The organism is Gordonia sp. NPDC003422 (assembly GCF_053588675.1).
This window is the reverse complement of the sequence record NZ_JBSFQL010000014.1, coordinates 16,262-33,475: the sequence shown is the minus strand read 5'-3', so window position 1 is coordinate 33,475 and position 17,214 is coordinate 16,262. Positions and strand designations below refer to the sequence as shown.

At 66.3% G+C, this 17,214-nt stretch carries 17 protein-coding genes; 7 read left to right on the top strand and 10 right to left on the bottom strand.

Going from position 1 to position 17,214, the window contains the following annotated elements; all coding sequences use genetic code 11:
• Positions 1–245 precede the first annotated feature (245 nt).
• Together ACWDTF_RS13360 and ilvD are read left to right on the top strand one after the other, a co-directional pair.
• Positions 246–719: a PH domain-containing protein gene (locus tag ACWDTF_RS13360; protein ID WP_240857530.1), complete on the top strand. Its 474-nt coding sequence runs from the start codon at positions 246–248 to the stop codon at positions 717–719.
• Between the two features lie 215 nt (positions 720–934).
• On the top strand, positions 935–2,779 hold the full coding sequence (gene ilvD, locus ACWDTF_RS13355) for a dihydroxy-acid dehydratase (protein WP_355276856.1): 1,845 nt from the start codon (positions 935–937) through the stop codon (positions 2,777–2,779).
• Positions 2,780–2,923: 144 nt separating this feature from the next.
• On the opposite strand, the gene ACWDTF_RS13350 is transcribed toward ilvD, so the two are convergent.
• Entirely contained in the window at positions 2,924–4,210 is a 1,287-nt protein-coding gene (locus tag ACWDTF_RS13350; protein ID WP_355276854.1) for a DoxX family protein, read from the bottom strand.
• A gap of 104 nt (positions 4,211–4,314) precedes the next feature.
• On the opposite strand from ACWDTF_RS13350, the gene ACWDTF_RS13345 reads away from it, so the two are divergent.
• Positions 4,315–5,481 (top strand): PQQ-dependent sugar dehydrogenase, encoded by a 1,167-nt coding sequence (locus ACWDTF_RS13345; protein ID WP_240857527.1) that lies wholly within the window; start codon positions 4,315–4,317, stop codon positions 5,479–5,481.
• Between the two features lie 120 nt (positions 5,482–5,601).
• On the opposite strand, the gene gatB is transcribed toward ACWDTF_RS13345, so the two are convergent.
• The gene (gene gatB / locus ACWDTF_RS13340; RefSeq protein WP_240857526.1) at positions 5,602–7,107 is read right to left on the bottom strand and encodes an Asp-tRNA(Asn)/Glu-tRNA(Gln) amidotransferase subunit GatB; all 1,506 of its coding nucleotides are present in this window, start codon (positions 7,105–7,107) and stop codon (positions 5,602–5,604) included.
• Positions 7,108–7,229: 122 nt separating this feature from the next.
• Here gatB and ACWDTF_RS13335 point away from each other — a divergent pair, with 122 nt between their 5' ends.
• Entirely contained in the window at positions 7,230–7,523 is a 294-nt protein-coding gene (locus tag ACWDTF_RS13335) for a PspC domain-containing protein (protein WP_240857525.1), read from the top strand.
• Positions 7,524–7,526: 3 nt separating this feature from the next.
• Here the strand turns inward: ACWDTF_RS13335 and ACWDTF_RS13330 are convergent, their stop codons facing one another.
• The 5 genes from ACWDTF_RS13330 to ACWDTF_RS13310 all read right to left on the bottom strand — a co-directional run bounded on the left by ACWDTF_RS13330 (position 7,527) and on the right by ACWDTF_RS13310 (position 11,627).
• Positions 7,527–8,561, bottom strand: coding sequence for a 6-phosphofructokinase (locus ACWDTF_RS13330; RefSeq protein ID WP_240857524.1), 1,035 nt, complete (start codon positions 8,559–8,561; stop codon positions 7,527–7,529).
• A gap of 126 nt (positions 8,562–8,687) precedes the next feature.
• A complete protein-coding gene (gatA, locus tag ACWDTF_RS13325; protein WP_355276851.1) occupies positions 8,688–10,178 on the bottom strand; it encodes an Asp-tRNA(Asn)/Glu-tRNA(Gln) amidotransferase subunit GatA in 1,491 nt (496 codons plus the stop codon).
• Positions 10,175–10,486, bottom strand: a complete 312-nt coding sequence (gene gatC / locus ACWDTF_RS13320; protein WP_240857522.1) for an Asp-tRNA(Asn)/Glu-tRNA(Gln) amidotransferase subunit GatC — start codon at positions 10,484–10,486, stop codon at positions 10,175–10,177. Before gatC ends, gatA begins: the two co-directional genes overlap by 4 nt.
• A gap of 87 nt (positions 10,487–10,573) precedes the next feature.
• A complete protein-coding gene (locus tag ACWDTF_RS13315) occupies positions 10,574–11,161 on the bottom strand; it encodes an antibiotic biosynthesis monooxygenase (protein ID WP_240857521.1) in 588 nt (195 codons plus the stop codon).
• Positions 11,162–11,225: 64 nt separating this feature from the next.
• Complete coding sequence (locus ACWDTF_RS13310) at positions 11,226–11,627, bottom strand: VOC family protein (RefSeq protein ID WP_355276848.1); 402 nt, start codon at positions 11,625–11,627, stop codon at positions 11,226–11,228.
• 72 nt (positions 11,628–11,699) lie between these two features.
• Between ACWDTF_RS13310 and ACWDTF_RS13305 the strand changes: the two genes are divergently transcribed.
• Positions 11,700–12,371 carry an ACT domain-containing protein gene (locus tag ACWDTF_RS13305; protein WP_355276846.1) on the top strand — a complete coding sequence of 224 codons (672 nt, stop codon included), beginning with the start codon at positions 11,700–11,702 and terminating at the stop codon, positions 12,369–12,371.
• Positions 12,372–12,383: 12 nt separating this feature from the next.
• Here ACWDTF_RS13305 and ACWDTF_RS13300 read toward each other — a convergent pair whose 3' ends face one another.
• Both ACWDTF_RS13300 and ACWDTF_RS13295 read right to left on the bottom strand, forming a co-directional pair.
• Positions 12,384–12,707, bottom strand: coding sequence for a nuclear transport factor 2 family protein (locus ACWDTF_RS13300; protein ID WP_240857518.1), 324 nt, complete (start codon positions 12,705–12,707; stop codon positions 12,384–12,386).
• A 30-nt stretch (positions 12,708–12,737) separates the two neighbouring features.
• Positions 12,738–13,526 (bottom strand): SDR family oxidoreductase, encoded by a 789-nt coding sequence (locus ACWDTF_RS13295; protein ID WP_240857517.1) that lies wholly within the window; start codon positions 13,524–13,526, stop codon positions 12,738–12,740.
• 103 nt (positions 13,527–13,629) lie between these two features.
• Here ACWDTF_RS13295 and ACWDTF_RS13290 point away from each other — a divergent pair, with 103 nt between their 5' ends.
• Both ACWDTF_RS13290 and ACWDTF_RS13285 read left to right on the top strand, forming a co-directional pair.
• Entirely contained in the window at positions 13,630–14,538 is a 909-nt protein-coding gene (locus ACWDTF_RS13290) for a LysR family transcriptional regulator (RefSeq protein WP_240857516.1), read from the top strand.
• Entirely contained in the window at positions 14,535–15,044 is a 510-nt protein-coding gene (locus ACWDTF_RS13285; RefSeq protein ID WP_240857515.1) for an O-acetyl-ADP-ribose deacetylase, read from the top strand. Before ACWDTF_RS13290 ends, ACWDTF_RS13285 begins: the two co-directional genes overlap by 4 nt.
• Before the next feature lie 90 nt (positions 15,045–15,134).
• Here the strand turns inward: ACWDTF_RS13285 and ligA are convergent, their stop codons facing one another.
• The gene (gene ligA / locus ACWDTF_RS13280; RefSeq protein ID WP_240857514.1) at positions 15,135–17,210 is read right to left on the bottom strand and encodes an NAD-dependent DNA ligase LigA; all 2,076 of its coding nucleotides are present in this window, start codon (positions 17,208–17,210) and stop codon (positions 15,135–15,137) included.
• Positions 17,211–17,214 lie beyond the last annotated feature (4 nt).

Here is a 17,214-nt window from a genome sequence, read left to right as displayed (position 1 = left end):
ACCCCCGACAGCTTCGCTGTTCGAGGGTGGCGCGTCGATGCTGAGTGGGGTCTCGTCTGTGACCGGTCAGGCGACGCGCCAGCCGATTACTACTACGAGAGTCCCGTTCTTCATCACGCATTCACGGTATGACCGCGTGTAGTCGTGAGTCAAACTCCGGACCGTTGCGTCTCATATCGTGAGAACACACAGGTGGGGCCGCACCTGCCGGGATGGCACACAGCGCGGGTTGGCACAATGAAGGCGTGCCGACAGATTCACCGACCGATCCGGAGACCACCTCGCCCGCCGATTCTGACGCATCGGGGAGCGCCGAGGATCGCGTCGAATTGCCCGCAGTGTTTCGCCTGAACCGGGTCGCCTACTTCACGGTTCCCATGGTGGCGATCGTGTGCATCATCCTGGCCGGCACCTCCCTGGTCTGGCTCGGCTGGACGCTCGCCATCCCGGTCGTCCTTGCGGTGTGGATCCACCGGTTGCGCACCGTCGTCACCGAGGACGGGTTGACCGCGGTCGGTACCTTCGGCAGCGCAGCGGTCGCCTGGACCGATATCGCGGGCCTGCAATTCCCCCGGTGGAGCGCCGTGCGCGCGGTGACCTCCGACGGCGAGCGGGTGCGCCTTCCCGCGGTGGGATTCCACGATCTGCCCCGCCTGTCGGCAGCGAGCCGTGGCCGAATCCCGGACCCGTTCGCAGCGGCCGACGAAGCCGACAGCTGAGCCTTTTTTGAAGCCCCTAGCGGCAGCGGAGTACGCTGACCTGTAGCAACGCAGCAAGACTCGGCCACAACGCCACCTCGCCGCATTCACCACAACCGGGTCGGGCATGAAATAACACCGTCGGCTTTCGACGTTGTGGTGGCATCCGGTGTCATCGGCATCGGGTCGAATCACCAGCCAACTGCACCACCGCACGCCGATCAGATCGAGGAACCATGCCTGCCCTGAGATCACGCACCACCACCGTCGGCCGCGAAGCTGCCGGAGCGCGATCGCTCTGGCGAGCAGCCGGACTGACCGACGACGACTTCGGCAAGCCGATCGTCGCCATCGCGAACTCGTACACCCAGTTCGTGCCCGGCCACGTCCATCTCAAGGACGTCGGCGAGATCGTCGCCGACGCGGTGAAGGCGGCCGGTGGAGTGCCACGTGAATTCCACACCATCGCCGTCGACGACGGCATCGCCATGGGACACGGCGGGATGCTGTACTCGCTGCCGAGTCGCGAGATCATCGCCGACTCGGTGGAGTACATGGTCAACGCCCACACGGCGGACGCACTGGTCTGTATCTCCAACTGCGACAAGATCACTCCCGGAATGCTCAATGCCGCGATGCGGCTGAACATCCCCACCGTCTTCGTCTCCGGCGGCCCTATGGAGGCCGGCAAGGCGGTGGTGGTCGGGGACGTCGCCCACCCGTCGTCGGACCTCATCACCACCATTTCCGCGTCGGCCAACAGCGCCGTCGACGAGGAAGGGCTGTCCGAGGTCGAACGTTCCGCCTGCCCCACCTGCGGTTCGTGTTCGGGCATGTTCACCGCCAACTCGATGAACTGCCTGACCGAGGCACTGGGACTTGCGTTGCCCGGCAACGGTTCCACGCTGGCCACCCACGAAGCACGCCACGCACTCTTCGAGCGTGCGGGCCGCGTCGTGGTCGAGGCCGCGACACGCTGGTACCGCGACGACGATGCGTCGGTTCTGCCACGAAACATCGCGTCGGCCACCGCATTCCGCAACGCCATGGCACTCGACGTGGCGATGGGCGGCTCGACCAACACCGTCCTGCACATCCTTGCGGCAGCACAGGAGGGCGAGGTCGAGGACTTCGATCTCGCCGTCATCGACGAGATCAGCCGCAACGTGCCGTGCCTGTCCAAGGTGTCGCCCAACTCCGACTACCACATGGAAGACGTCCACCGGGCCGGTGGCATCCCGGCGATCCTGGGTGAATTGCGACGCGCCGGTCTCATCGACGACACCGCGTCGACCGTCCATTCGCCGACGATCGCGGACTTCCTCGACGACTGGGACATCCGCGGTGGCAAGGCCATCGACGCGGCGGTCGAGCTGTTCCATGCTGCTCCCGGCGGCGTGCGCACGACGACGCCGTTCTCCACCGCCAACCGATGGAGTTCGCTGGACACCGACGCCGCGGGCGGCTGCATCCGCGACCTCGAGCACGCGTACACCGTCGAAGGCGGCCTGTGCGTGCTGCGCGGCAACCTCGCCCCCGACGGCGCGGTCCTCAAGACTGCCGGCATCGACGAGGACCTGTGGCACTTCGAGGGCCCGGCCCGCGTGGTGGAGAGCCAGGAAGAAGCCGTCCAGGTCATCCTGTCCAAGAAGATCCAGGCCGGCGAGGTGCTGGTGGTCCGCTACGAGGGACCGTCCGGCGGTCCCGGCATGCAGGAGATGCTGCACCCGACCGCGTTCATGAAGGGCACCGGCATGGGCAAGAAGTGTGCCCTGATCACCGACGGCCGCTTCTCCGGCGGATCGTCGGGCCTGTCGGTGGGGCATATGTCCCCCGAGGCCGCATCCGGCGGCGCGATCGGACTCGTCGAAGACGGTGACCCGATCCTCATCGACGTCAAGACGCGGACGCTGGAAGTTCAGGTGCCCGACGACGTGCTCGCCGAGCGGCGGGCCAAGATGGAAGCCTCCGAGCACCCGTGGCAGCCGGTGGACCGCCAGCGCACGGTCACCACAGCGCTACGCGCCTACGCGAAGCTGGCGACCTCCGCGGACCGCGGTGCGGTTCGCCAGGTCGACTGAGCCGGCGAATACCGCGCCTGAGGCGAGCCGAGAGCCATCCCCTGCTCAGGAAGAGCCATCCCCCGATCCCTGAGGTGCGAGCTTGCGAGCCTCGAAGGGCTGCTGAGACGACAACGCGAATCTCACCAGCCGGGATTCCCGGCCTCAGCCGCCAGGGTTACCCGGTGACGACAGCGGGTTGGTGCCGTTGCACAAGATCCAGATGAGCGCTGCCGCACCGATTCCCACAATGAGCCACAGGAACGATCCGATGAACGGTCGTCTGGCCCATCCGTAGGGAAAGTCCAGTGAGTACAGGCCTGGGCCTGTGAGGATGATGACCGCGGCCGCCACGGCCAGGGTGAGCTCGTACTCGACGCCGCCGACGGCAGCGAAGAACGAGAAGCCTCCGGCCAAGGTGGTCTTGTAGGCGGCGGCGATCAGCATGGTGCCCAGGATCGCCGACGCACCCACCGGTGTGAGCAGCCCCAAGATCACCATCGCCCCACCGAGCGTCTCCGACAGCGCACCGAGGATGGCCAGCGGTTTCGCGAAGTCGGGATTGAACCCGATGCTGCTGTTGGCCGAGTTGACGAGCATGTCCTCGAACCCGCTCAGTCCCGGACCGCTCCACCAGCCGAAGAGCTTCTGCAGTCCGTGCGCGAGCGCGACCGCGCCAACCGCAACCCGCAGCAACAGCAGCCCGAGGTCGAGGGTGCCGCGACGGGCTTTCGCCTTGGCTTCGTCGAGATCGTCGGCCGTCGCGTCGGACGCAGGTGGCTCGGCGTCGGATTCCGACACCAGCGGCCGGGTCTCGTTCGCCGTCGCCTCGGCGTCGGCGGCGGGACGACGCGCCGCGAAAGCCTCCGTCGGACTGGTGTCGGGCTCGGGAGTCGAGTCGGGCGTGCGACGCCGAACCCCTACCGGATCGGTGATTCGCGACGCGTTTCGGTCGGGCCCGCCCGGTTCGTCGCCGGCGGTGACTCGTGTCGGTTCGGCACGCGCAGGCGCGGCGTCGGGACGCGCCACGACCGGTGGCCGTTCGATGACCGCCGTCTGCTCGTCCGGGACGCCGCGATCGACCGGCAGCGGATCGGTCTGTGGCGAACCGGTCTGTGGCGAACCGGTCTGTGGCGAACCGGTCTGCGGCGAACCGGTCTGCGGCGAACCGGTCTGAGGCGAACCGGTCTGAGGCGAACCGGTCTGCGGCGCGGTATTCGGAGCACTGGGCGTCGGGCGCGTTTCCACGTCGCCAGGGTCGAGGTCATCCAAGTCGTCGACCCGCGACACCTGCGCGGGTGACCGTCTCGCATGCCGCTCGTAGAAGTCGTCGCGGTTCGGTGGTGGTGCGACACGGCCCGGTTGCGGTGTCCTGGGAAGGTCGATCTGGCCCGTCGGCTCGTCGTACGGACTGGTCGGACCGTTTGTCGACTTGTCACGTTCGCTCACCATTCCGACTCTAAGGGGTTGGCGTCGCCGTGGTCGCCAGGCGCAGCCGGGTGAGTCGGACCAGCCGATCTCCGGTCCACCGCATCGGCACCACTACTGTGGACGGCATGCGTAAGGGGCGGCGGACGAGTCGGCACCGGCGGGGGTACGTCGGCGCGCCGGTCGGTCGATGGCGAGCGGTGGTGACCGGTCTTGTGGCGGTGACGATCGCGGTGAGTGGCTGCGCCGACTTCAGCGCCCAGGATCAGCAGAAGGCGGCGGGTCCGTTCAGTTCGAACAACCCGAATCCCCCACCTCCGACGCAGACGCCACCGCCGTCGCCACAACCTCAGCAACCGCCGACCGGTCCATGTATCGATCCCGATCCGTCGGTGATCGCGACGTGCCTGGAATCCACCGGCGGGATCGCGCCGGGCGACGAGAGCGGCCAGTCGGCGGTGATCGCCGAGCGCACCACCGGCAAGATCATCGCGCAGCAGAAGTACGGACCGCATCGTGAGTTGGGTTCGGTGCCGGTCGACGCATCGGGCGACGGCGGGCTGATCGACTTCGCGTTCTCACCCACCTACTCGCAGGACCGGCTGATCTACGCGTTCATCACCACGCCCTCGGACAACCGGATCGTCCGACTCGCCCCGGGCGACGTGGCCAAGCCGATCCTGGTCGGCATCCCGAAGGGCGCGACGGGCAACATGGGCTCGATGTACTTCCGGTCGCCCAACGAGTTGGTCGTCGCGACCGGTAACGCGGGAAGTCCGGCGTCGGCGAGCAATCCGTCGTCGCTGGCGGGCAAGATCCTGCTCGTCACCTCGCTCAGTTCAGGCGCCAACCCGCCGCCGAAGATCCTGGCCTCGGGATTCGGGTCGTCGGTCGCCCTCTGTCCGAACCCGGCTACCGGCGCGCTCTATGCCGCCGACCAGACCGCCACCGAGGATCGCCTGCAAGCCATCGAGGATTCCGGGCCCAAGGTGTTGTGGACGTGGACGGACAAGCCGAAGATCGCCGGATGTGCGGCCGCGGCCGGCAGCATCTACGTGTCGACCACCCGCACCCAGCGCATCGAGGCCGTCAACGAACCCACCCGGGAACGACCGACCATCACGGCGCCGGTGGTGGTCCTCGAACGCCGTTATGGCGCACTCGGCCGCATGGCCGCACTTCCGAACGGCCTGATCCAGTTCGCGACGGTCAACAAGGAGAACGGCCGGCCCGTGCCGACCGACGACCGGGTGGCCGTCATCCAGGGCGGCGCGGGAGCCGACAACCGCACGTGACTCCTGGCCACGTCCCGCGTCAAGCCGCGAGAACTCGAGTTGAGTTGGAGAACGCGAGTGCTGCAGCACTCGCGTTCTCCAACTCGGCACCTGTTCTCGCGCTCGGCGGGCGGGGGTTGCCTAGCTGCAGGCGGCGAGCACAAGCTCCTTGACGCGGGCGGGATCGGCTTGTCCCCGAGTCGCTTTCATGACGTCGCCGACGATCTTGCCGGCCGCCGCAACCTTGCCGCCGCGGATCTTCTCGGCGATGTCGGGATTGGCGGCCAGCGCGTCGTCGACCGCCTTCTGCAGCGCCGAGTCGTCGCGCACGACCTCGAGTCCGCGGTCGGCGACGATCTGCGCCGGTTCGCCCTCGCCGTCGAGCACGGCGGTCGCGACCTGCTGGGCCAGCTTGGTGGTGAGCTTGCCGTCGTCGACCAGGCCGATGATCTCGGCGACCTGGGCCGGGGTGATGGCCAGATCGGCGAGTTCCGTCTCACGCGCATTGGCCTGCTGCGCAAGGAAAGACACCCACCAGCCGCGGGCGGCCTCGGGAGCCGCGCCCGCGTCGACGGTGGCGATGATCAGATCCACCGCGCCGACGTTGACGAGGTCACGCATGACCTCGTCGGACACTCCCCACTCCTGCTGGATGCGGGCCCGACGCAGCCACGGCAGTTCCGGCAGCGTGGTGGCCAGCTCGGCGATCCACGCCGAATCCGGTTGCACCGGAGGAAGATCGGGCTCCGGGAAGTAGCGGTAGTCCTCGGCCGTCTCCTTGCGCCGACCCGGTGACGTGGTGCCGTCGGTCTCGTGGAAGTGCCGGGTCTCCTGGATCACCTCACCACCGGCGAGCAGCACCGCGGCCTGGCGACGCATCTCGTAACGCACCGCGATCTCCACACTCTTGAGGGAGTTCACGTTCTTGGTTTCGGTGCGGGTACCGAATTCCGTTGCGTCCTTGCGCATCAGCGAGACGTTGGCGTCGCAGCGCAACGAGCCCTGATCCATGCGGACATCCGAGACGTCGAGCGCCTTGAGCAGGTCGCGCAGCGCGGTGACGTAGGCCCGTGCCACCTCGGGTGCGCGTTCGCCGGCACCCTCGATGGGTCGGGTCACGATCTCCACCAACGGAACACCCGCGCGGTTGTAGTCGAGCAGCGAATGACTCGCTCCGTGGATACGCCCGGTCGACCCACCGATGTGCAGCGACTTGCCGGTGTCCTCTTCCATGTGCGCACGTTCGATCTCCACGCGCCATTCGGTGCCGTCGGGCAGAACGACGTCGAGGTACCCGTCGTAGGCGATCGGCTCGTCGTACTGCGAGATCTGGTAGTTCTTCGGCTGATCGGGATAGAAGTAGTTCTTCCGCGCGAATACACTCGACGGCCGGATCGAACAGTTCAATGCGAGCCCGATCCGGATGGCGGATTCGATGGCCTTCGCATTGGCCACCGGCAGCGACCCGGGCAGTCCGATGCACACCGGGCACACCTGGGTGTTCGGCTCGGCGCCGAAGGCCGTCGGGCACCCGCAGAACATCTTGGTGGCGGTACCCAGTTCGACGTGCACCTCGAGGCCCATCACGGGGTCGAACTCCGCGATGACCTCGTCGTAGTCCAGCAATTCGGCGGCGGCGGCAGTCATGGCTGACAGTTTATGCGGCGAATTCCCGGGTGGATGTTCAGGGTGATCACCGATGCGCCCCGAAGGCCTCCCTTCGTAGCGTCGGAGATGACGTACAAGCCACCGAACCAGGAGACCCGACCATGACCAGCACAATCGCGCCCGTCAACACTGCGCCCACTTCTGCGCCCGAGCGGCGCCTCACCCGTTCACGTACGGACGCGTGGTTCGGCGGGGTGTGCGGCGGCATCGCAGCACGATGGGACCTCGACCCCACACTCGTGCGCGCGCTCTTCGTCGTATCGATCCTGCTCCCGGGACCTCAGGTGCTGGTGTATTTGGCGCTGTGGCTCGTCATCCCGCGCGAACCCGTACGAACCAGCCCGGAGACGACAGTGATCGACGCGCCTACACCAGACGGATCCTTCAGCAGCTGACCCTCATCCGAAGATGACGCGGATCTCCTGGTATTGGTCCTGCGGGACCCGCTTCAGTTCGCCGAGCGCCTCGTCGAAGGTGATGCGCACGATGTCGGTGCCGCGCAGTGCGACCATCTGCCCCCAGCCGCCCTCCGCCACGAGATCGGCCACACCCATCCCCATGCGGGTGGCGAGGACACGGTCGAAAGCGGTTGGGACACCGCCGCGCTGGATGTGGCCGAGCACCGTGGCACGGGTCTCGATACCGGTGCGCTCCTCGATCAGCGGCGCGAGCACCTCGGCGATCCCGCCCAGCCGCGGCCGATTGAATCCGTCGAGACCCTTGACCGAGTACTCCTCTTTCATGTCCGGGAGTTTGAAACCCTCCGCAACCACGACCATCGGCGCACGACCGCGGTTCTTGACGCTGGTGACCCAGGCGCAGATCTGATTGAGGCTCTCCCCTTGCTCAGGGATGAGAATCGCATGCGCACCACCGGCGATCCCGGAATGCAGAGCGATCCAGCCCGCGTGGCGGCCCATGACCTCGAGCACCATGCAACGCTTGTGTGAATTGCCCGTGGTGCGCAACCGGTCGATCGCCTCGGTCGCGATCTCCACCGCCGTGTTGAAACCGAAGGTGTAGTCGGTGGCGTCGATGTCGTTGTCGATGGTCTTGGGCACGCCGACGATGTTGATGCCGTCTGCATAGAGCCGCTTGGCGGCCGACGCGGTGCCCTCGCCGCCGATCGCGATCACACCGTCGATCCCGAGGTTCTTGAGCACCTTCTTGATGTTGTCCGGACCGCCGTCGGGCTCCGAATACGGGCCGAAACGGCTGGTGCCGAGGATGGTGCCGCCCTGGTTGGAGAGACCGCGCACATGCGAACGGTCCAGCTCGATGATGTCGCCGTAGACCAGGCCGTACCAACCGTCCTTGAATCCCACGAACTCGTGGCCATAGACAGTCTCGCCCTTGAGCACTGCTCCGCGGATGACCGCGTTCAGACCGGGGCAATCGCCCCCGGACGTGAGAATGCCAAACCTCTTGGCCATTGTGGTGAGACCCTCCTGCCGACCGGATGGAACACACTCAATCTAGGGCATCTGTCTCGATCCGGCCCGACGTTGCGGCCTCCACCACACCCGCGTGAACGCCGGTTATCCGGCCGGCGACGGGCGTCAGCCGATCGGACCCCGCGCGGCCTCGTAGGAGGCGCCAATCCGATAAAGCCGATCGTCGGCGAGTGCGGGCGCCATGATCTGCAGGCCCACGGGCAGACCGTCGTCGGCGCTGAGTCCCGACGGCACCGACATGGCACCGATCCCGGCCAGGTTGACCGGCAGCGTGCACAGGTCGAACAGATACATCGCCAGCGGGTCGTCGACCTTCTCCCCCAACGGAAATGCGGTGGTCGGGGTGGTCGGCGACACCAGCACGTCGACCTTCTCGAACGCCGACGCGAAGTCGCGGGAGATCAGCGTGCGCACCTTCTGCGCCTGCCCGTAATAGGCGTCGTAGTAGCCCGACGACAACGCGTAGGTCCCGATCATGATGCGACGCTTGACCTCTGGACCAAATCCCTGGTCCCGGGTCATCGCCATGACCTCTTCGGCACTGTGTGACCCGTCGTCGCCGACGCGCAGTCCGTAACGCATCGCATCGAAACGCGCGAGGTTCGACGACACCTCCGACGGGAGGATCAGATAGTAGGCGCCGAGCGCATAGGTGAAGTGCGGGCAGCTGACCTCGACCACCTCGGCCCCGCGCTCGGTGAGCAGCGACACCGCAGCGCGGAACGACTCGAGGACGCCGGGCTGATAGCCCTCGCCCTGCAGTTCGGTGACCACGCCGATGCGGACGCCCGAGAGGTCCTGTTCGGCACCGGCCTTCGCCGCGGCGATCACATCGGGCACCGGAACATCGATCGACGTCGAATCGCGGGCATCGTGTCCGGCGATCACCGAGTGCAGCAGAGCGGTGTCGAGGACGGTCCGACCACATGGCCCGCCCTGATCCAACGACGACGCGCATGCGACCAGGCCGTAGCGCGACACCGTGCCGTAGGTGGGTTTGACGCCGACGGTCGCAGTGACCGCGGCCGGTTGGCGGATCGATCCGCCCGTGTCGGTGCCGATCGCCAGCGGCGCCTGGTAGGAGGCCAGCGCGGCGGCACTGCCGCCACCGGAGCCACCCGGGATGCGGGAGGTGTCCCACGGGTTGCGGGTCACCTGGTAGGCGGAGTTCTCGGTCGAGCTGCCCATGGCGAACTCGTCCATGTTGGTCTTGCCCAGGATCGGGATGCCCGCCGCGCGGAGACGCTCGGTCACGGCGGCGTCATAGGGCGGCACCCACCCTTCCAGGATCTTCGAACCGCACGTGGTCGGGGCGTCGAGGGTGGTGAAGACGTCCTTCAGCGCGATGGGCACCCCGGCCAGCGCCGACGGTGCGTCGCCGGACGCGATCGCGTCGTCGGCGGCCTTGGCCGCAACCAGCGCTTGCGCACCGCTGACGTGCAGGAACGCGCCAAGCTGATCGTCGATCTCGGCGATCCGGTCCAGATGCGCCTGCGTGACCTCCACCGACGACACCTCGCGCGAAGCGATCTTGCCGGCCAGTTCGGCTGCGGTGAGCCCGGTCAGTTCTCCGGCAGCGCGAGTGTCGGTGCTCACTGTTCTTCCCCCAGGATCTGCGGGACCGCGAACCGGTCCTGTTCGACGGCCGGCGCACCCGACAACGCCTGCTCGGTGGTGAGTCCGGGTACCACGACGTCCGGGCGGAGCACGTTGGCGAGTTCCGCGGGATGGGCGGTGCCCGGCACATCCTCGGCGGCCACCTCGGACACCTGCGCGACGTGGGTGAGGATCGAATCCAACTGCTCGGCGTACACATCGAGTTCGTCCGCGGTCAGATCCAGACGCGACAGCCGCGCAAGGTGCGCGACCTCCTCGCGGGAAATGGACTTCGGTTCACCGGCCACCAGTTCATCCTTTCGCGGGCGCGTCGTGATGCCCTCCAGCCTATGGGAGGCGACTCGACGCGCTCCCGCCACCCGAGGCGAGGGCTGTCACGTCAGCCATCTCTTGAGTCGCGCGGTCAGCCAGGGCAACACGAAGTAGACCATCAGCGGGGTGTTGATGACCGTCGCGACAAGCGTCTTCGCCGCGAGCGGCAGGTCACCGAGGTGCGCGACGACACCGTAGTTGATGGCCAGCGACATCGGGAAGAAGCCCAGCCAGATGGTGATCGCCTGTTTCCATCTCGCCGGCGGGTCACCCTGCACCCGAACGGCGTTCGTCAGATTGTGCTGGGGCTCGAACCACCCCTCGATGCCGGACAGCCGGTGGGTCGCGTATTCCGCCGCGACCCCCTCGCCACGCGACAACCAGGCCTTGCGTACCGGTGATCGCTGCCACTCATCCATGCTCAGTTCGTCGGCGAACCGGTAGACCACGTAGTACTCGTCGTCGATGCGGGAGTTGCGCAACCAGCCGCCGCCCAGGAACCCGGGAAATGTCCGGGCGAGCGCGATGCCCGCGTCGGTCCAGGTCACGAACTCGTGCTCGCGGCCGGGTGTGATCCGTCGCGCGACCGAGGTGGTGACGTGCGACGGCTCATCGTCGAGATTCTGTGGGGCTCGATCGTGGTCGGACATACCGCCATCCTCGCGTCGATCGGTCTCGGGAGCACGACGATCCGCACAACGTCACGCCGAGCACTCACTCCCGTGTGTAGAACTCCAGGGCGATGTTGTCGGGGTCGCGGAACGAGACCACCCATCCCCACAAACCGCGCACCGGCTCGTTGTGACCGATGCCGTGGGTGTCGAGGACCTCGATCCAGCGGTCGAGCTCGGCACGGTCTGCGACCGCGAACCCCAGATGATCGAGACCTGCCCGGTGCTCGTCGAACAGTCCGTCGACCGCAGAATCACCGTGTGCCACAAAGCTGATGGTGACGCAGTCATCGCGGGTCAGCACGGCCTTGCCGACGCCGTCCCGCTCGACGCGCAGCCCCTCCCGATATCCCAGCACTCGCGTGTACCACTCGATGGTGGTGTCGAGGTCGCTGACGGAAAGTGTGACGTGGTGCACACCATCGAGTTCCGGATGATCGGTCACCCCACCCACGGTAGCCCCGACGGACGGGGCCGCGGGATGCTCGCAACGCGCCCGTCACAGCCGGGTGCGAGAATGTCGCACGTGTCATACCTGCTTCGGGTGTATCTCCAGGACCGGCCGGGCAGCCTCGGGCTGCTCGCCGTGCAACTCGGTTCCGTCGGCGCCGACATCCTGTCGCTGGAGGTCGTCGAGCGCGGCGAGGGCTACGCCGTCGACGACCTCGTGGTCGAGGTCGCACGCGGCGCACTGCCGGACAGCCTGATCACCGCCGCCGAGAAGGTGAAGGGTGTGCGGGTGGATTCGATCCGGCCGTACTCGGGTGTGCTCGACACCCACCGCGAGCTCGAACTCGTCGATCAGGTGGCCACGACCGCAACCGACCGGCTGCAGGTTCTGGTCGATCAGGCGCCGCGCGTATTGCGCGTGTCGTGGGCGATGATCCTCACGCAGGGCGTCGGCGGCGGTGTCCTACAGTTGTTCGGCAGTTCGGGCGCGCCCGAGACTCCCCTGACCCGCGCCGACTGGCTGCCCCTGAATCGGGCAGAACAGTTGGATCCGGACGCCGATTGGGTGCCAGAAGCGTGGCAGGACATGGACACCCGCATGGCGGCCGCCCCGCTGGGTTCGAGCGGAAAGGCCATTCTGCTCGGACGGATCGGCGGACCCGATTTCCGGCCGTCGGAGATCGCCCGCCTCGGCTATCTCGCCGGAATCGTCAGCACGGTGCTGCGCGCCGAGAACTGAAGTCCGCGGCACTCATTCGCGAATGGTCATCCGAGCGACCATCGAGCCGACGACGCTATAGGTGAACGTCGACAGCCCGTTGAACCCATCACCGCCCACCTGTGCGATCACGATGGTCTCGGCGCCGTTCGTGGTCACGGACGTGACATCGAGCGTCACATTCTTGCCGACGTACTCGTTGTCGCTCCACCGGGTTATCGCCGAGTTTCCCACGAAGACCCGGCCCCAATCGTCGACTGCTCCGTCCGCATCGAAGGTCGCAAGAAACGCTTTGAGGTCACCGGCGTTGGTGGCGTCGATGGATGCCTGTACCACGGCTGGGAGTTTATCGGTCATGGTGTCTCAATCTCCTTGGCTGTCAGTCGATCAGCGTGTGGTGTAGCCGCCGTTGGCGAAGAGTGTCTGACCGGTGATCCAACTGCCGTCGGTGCACAGGAATGTGACGATCGGCGCGATGTCCTCGATGGTGGTGAGTCGATTTCCGATCGCCTGCGACTTATGGAACTCCACTCGCTCGGGCGTCTCCTGTGGGTAGAAGAATGGGGTGTCCATCGGACCCGGACCGATGTTGTTCACTCGAATACCACGCTCCGCAAACTCCTTTGAAGCTGCACGGGTGAAATGCTCGACGGGGCTCTTCCCACCGGCGTACGTGGAGTAGCCGTCGGTGTAGGCAGCGAGCAACGAGGTCACGATGGTGATGATGGATCCGTTGTCGTTCAGTCGCTTGCCTGCGTTCTGCAGGAAGAAGTACGCCGCCTTGGCGTTGACGTCAAACATCGTGTCGTACTCGGCCTCGGTGGTGTCGACGATCGGTTTGCGCAGAACCTTGCCGACGGTGTTGATCGCGATGTCCACTCCGCCGAAGGCCTCTGAGGCCGCGTCGAAGAGGGCGGTGTTGTTGGCCGGTACGGTCAGATCGCCCTGAACGAGGATCGCTTTCGACCCGACCTCGCTGATCGCCGCCTGCGTCTTCTCGGCGTCGACACGTGTGGCGTCGCTGTTGTAGTGGATCGCGACGTTGGCACCGAGCGCGGCGAGCCGAGTAGAGATCAGTCCGCCGAGGTTCTTCGCACCCGCCGCGACCACTGCGGCCTTCCCGGTGAGGGGTGCGTTGGTCCGATGCGCGTCAGCGCGCGTTCCTGCCTGTGTCATGTCGCTCCTTCGAATCGCATGGGTGTGTCCTCATCGAAAGTAGGAGCAGAACAAAACAAACACCAACGAACTCATTTGGTCTTTGATCAATTACAGTTTGTATGTGGCTGATGACCATCTCTCTCTGGGCGGAAATGACGCGCTCGACACCCGACGGCTGCGACAGTTCGTCGCCGTCGCCGAGGAGCCGACGCTCGCAGCAGCAGCGGCCAAGGTGTTTGTCACGCAGCAGGCGCTGTCGGCAGCGATACGCACACTCGAACGTGATCTCGGTGTCGAACTGTTCGATCGGTCACGGCGGCATCTCGAGTTGACCCCGGCCGGCCGCGCTCTGTATGTGGGCGCACGACCCCTTCTGTCTGGCACGTCAGCGCTGGCACGCGACGTAAAGCAGGTGGCGGCCGGCGCACGGCAGCCGTTTGTCATCGGACATTCACCGGCATTGTCCGGAGCCGAAGTGTATGCGCTCATCGAGTCCGCGCTCGACCACGGTGGCGACCGGTCCGTGACCGCCCGGCAGGTGTTTCCAGACGATTTCCGCGATGCACTGCTCTCCGGCAGTCTCGACCTCATCCTTCGTCGGGGCGTGTCGACGCCCCCCGAACTCGCATCGGCCATCATCACGTACCACCGCCTACGCATCGCGGTGTCGTCACGTCATCCGCTCGCTGGTCGCGCGCAGCTCACGATGACCGACCTCACACCACACCCGATCATGGTGTGGGCACCCGAGCATCAGTCGTTCTACACCGATTTCCTCATATCTCACTGCCGCAGAAGCGGTTTCGAGCCGCGAGTTCGCGTCAACCCCATCCAGGGGACACCACCGTCGACAGCAGTGCTCCGCGATGGTGATGCGTGCGCATTTGTCACCGACGAAGCCGGACCGGTCCACGGAGGACGCGCTGTGGTGGTGGACCTGACCCCGGCACCGCTCGTACCGGTTCAAGCCCTATGGATTCCGCACACCGAGTCCGATTTCCGGATGGCTCTGCTACAGATGGAGGCATGACCGAGATCGTTCTGGTCCAAGGTGACATCACCTCGGAGTCCACCGATGCCATCGTCAACGCCGCCAACTCGTCATTGCTCGGGGGCGGTGGAGTCGACGGCGCCATCCACCGTCGCGGCGGGCCGCAGATTCTTGCTGAGTGTAAGCAGTTGCGCGCCAACACTTATCCCGACGGCCTGGCGGCCGGGCACGCTGTTGCGACCACTGCGGGCGACCTCGAAGCCCGATGGGTGATCCACACCGTCGGGCCGGTGCATTCCACGACTGAGGACAGGTCCGCCACCCTGATCTCCTGCTATCGCGAATCCCTGCGTGTCGCAGACGAACTCGGCGCCACGACGGTTGCGTTCCCGGCGATCTCGACCGGTGTGTACGGCTGGCCCATCGACGACGGCGCACGCAAGGCCGTCCACACCGTGCGCGCCACCGATACCGACGTCACCGAAGTGCGGTTCGTGCTGTTCGACGGCCGGGCGTATCGCGCGTTCACCGACGCGCTCTCCTGACCTCGTTGACTGGGCGTCGAAAACCGTTGACTGTGCGTCGGAATCCGTTGACCGGGCGTCCCAAAGCGTTGACCGTGCACAGTCGGCCGGTCATTGTTCGACCGCCGGCGCCTCTCCCGTCTCGAGCAGTTGCTTGAACGCGTCCTCGTCGAGGACGGGAACGCCGAGTTGTTCGGCCTTGGCGGCCTTGCTGCCCGGTGAATCGCCGACAACCACGTAATCGGTCTTCTTCGACACCGAGCCCGACGCCTTCCCGCCACGTTGCAGGATCGCTTCTTTCGCCCCGTCACGGGAGAAGTCCTGTAGTGAGCCGGTCACGACGACGGTCTTGCCCTCGAGCGTCCGCGCGATCGACTCGTCGCGCTCGTCTTCCATGGATACCCCTGCGGCACGCCACTTTTCGACGATCTTCCGATGCCAGTCCACCTCGAACCAATCGTGGATGCTCTGTGCCAGCGTCGTTCCCAGCCCCTCGACACCGGCAAGCTGCTCGACGTCGGCATCCTCGATCGCGGTGAGCGAACCGAATTCGGTGGCCAGCGCCCGCGCCGCCGTCGGCCCCACGTGTCGAATCGACAATCCGACCAGCACCCGCCACAGTGGAACCTTTTTGGCGTTGTCGAGGTTGGCGAGCAGGCGCTTGCCGTTGGCCGAGAGCGCGCCGGCCTTGGTGGTGAACAGCTCTGTGCGGGAGAGATCGTCGGCGGTGAGGGAGAAGAGGTCGCCCTCGTTGGTGATCACCTCGGCGGTGAGCAATGCCGCGGCCGCCTCATAGCCGAGGGCCTCGATGTCGAAGGAACCGCGCCCCGCCAGGTGGAACAACCGCTCCCGCAACTGCGCCGGGCAGGTCTCCTGGTTGGGACACCGGATGTCGACGTCGCTGTCCTTCTCCGGCCGAAGCGGCGCACCGCATTCCGGACATTTGTCAGGCATGACGAACGCACGCTCCGACCCGTCACGGAGGTCGACGACGGGACCGAGCACCTCGGGGATGACGTCACCGGCCTTGCGGATGGTGACCGTGTCACCGATCAGGACACCCTTGCGCTTTACCTCGGACTGGTTGTGCAACGTGGCCCGCGACACCGTGGACCCGGCGACCAGTACAGGTTCGAGCACCGCGAACGGGGTGACCCGACCGGTGCGGCCGACACCCACCATGATGTCGAGCAGTTTCGTCGTCGCCTCCTCGGGCGGGTATTTGTAGGCGATCGCCCATCGTGGCGCGCGAGACGTCGAACCGAGGCGTCGTTGCACGGTGACGTCGTCGGCTTTCACCACGATGCCGTCGATCTCGTGCTCGACGTCGTGCCGGTGCTCACCCCAGTAGGCGATCTTGTCCAAGATCTCGCCTACCCCGCACGCCTTGGTGGTGTGTGTCGACACCGGGAGACCCCATGCGCCGAGCGCCAGGTACGCGTCGTGCAACGACTCGGGACGCCAGCCCTCGGTGTGCCCGATGCCGTGACAGATCATCCGCAGCCTGCGACGCGCCGTGATCTGCGGATTCTTCTGACGCAGCGACCCGGCAGCCGAGTTGCGCGGATTCGCGAACGGGGCCTTGCCGTCGGCAACCAGTGACGCATTCAGTGCCTCGAAGTCCTCGACCCGGAAGAAGACCTCGCCACGCACCTCCAGCACGTCGGGTATCGGGTACTCATCGGAGGCGGTGAGGCGCTGTGGGATGTCGTCGATGGTGCGTGCGTTGAGCGTGACGTCCTCACCGGTGCGTCCGTCGCCGCGGGTGACGCCGCGCACCAGCACGCCGTTCTCGTAGACGAGCGCGAGCGCGACCCCGTCGATCTTGAGCTCACACAGGAACTCCACCTGCGCACCCGCGTCGGCGTCGACCCGCTCGACCCACGCGCGCATCTCGTCGGCGTCGAAGACGTTGTCCAGCGACATCATTCGCTCGAGATGGTCCGACGGAGTGAATGCCGTGGAGAAACCACCACCGACCAGCTTGGTCGGCGAATCGGGGGTTGCGAGCTCGGGGTGATTGTCCTCGAGATCCTGGAGGCGACGCAGCAAGACGTCGAACTCACCGTCGGTGATGACCGGCGCGTCCTTCACGTAGTAGCGGAACTGATGCTCGCGGATCTCGTCGGCGAGCGTCGACCACTGCTCACGTAGGTCCGTGTCATCCAATGCCGGTTCGTCTGCCACAAAA

Excerpts from the sequence above, each read along its gene's own strand:
- ilvD (WP_355276856.1), top strand. The coding sequence starts at position 935 with ATGCCTGCCCTGAGATCACGCACCACCACCGTCGGCCGCGAAGCTGCC.
- ACWDTF_RS13350 (WP_355276854.1), bottom strand. The coding sequence starts at position 4,210 with ATGGTGAGCGAACGTGACAAGTCGACAAACGGTCCGACCAGTCCGTAC.
- ACWDTF_RS13345 (WP_240857527.1), top strand. The coding sequence starts at position 4,315 with ATGCGTAAGGGGCGGCGGACGAGTCGGCACCGGCGGGGGTACGTCGGC.
- gatB (WP_240857526.1), bottom strand. The coding sequence starts at position 7,107 with ATGACTGCCGCCGCCGCCGAATTGCTGGACTACGACGAGGTCATCGCG.
- ACWDTF_RS13335 (WP_240857525.1), top strand. The coding sequence starts at position 7,230 with ATGACCAGCACAATCGCGCCCGTCAACACTGCGCCCACTTCTGCGCCC.
- ACWDTF_RS13330 (WP_240857524.1), bottom strand. The coding sequence starts at position 8,561 with ATGGCCAAGAGGTTTGGCATTCTCACGTCCGGGGGCGATTGCCCCGGT.
- ACWDTF_RS13315 (WP_240857521.1), bottom strand. The coding sequence starts at position 11,161 with ATGTCCGACCACGATCGAGCCCCACAGAATCTCGACGATGAGCCGTCG.
- ACWDTF_RS13305 (WP_355276846.1), top strand. The coding sequence starts at position 11,700 with ATGTCGCACGTGTCATACCTGCTTCGGGTGTATCTCCAGGACCGGCCG.
- ACWDTF_RS13300 (WP_240857518.1), bottom strand. The coding sequence starts at position 12,707 with ATGACCGATAAACTCCCAGCCGTGGTACAGGCATCCATCGACGCCACC.
- ACWDTF_RS13295 (WP_240857517.1), bottom strand. The coding sequence starts at position 13,526 with ATGACACAGGCAGGAACGCGCGCTGACGCGCATCGGACCAACGCACCC.
- ACWDTF_RS13285 (WP_240857515.1), top strand. The coding sequence starts at position 14,535 with ATGACCGAGATCGTTCTGGTCCAAGGTGACATCACCTCGGAGTCCACC.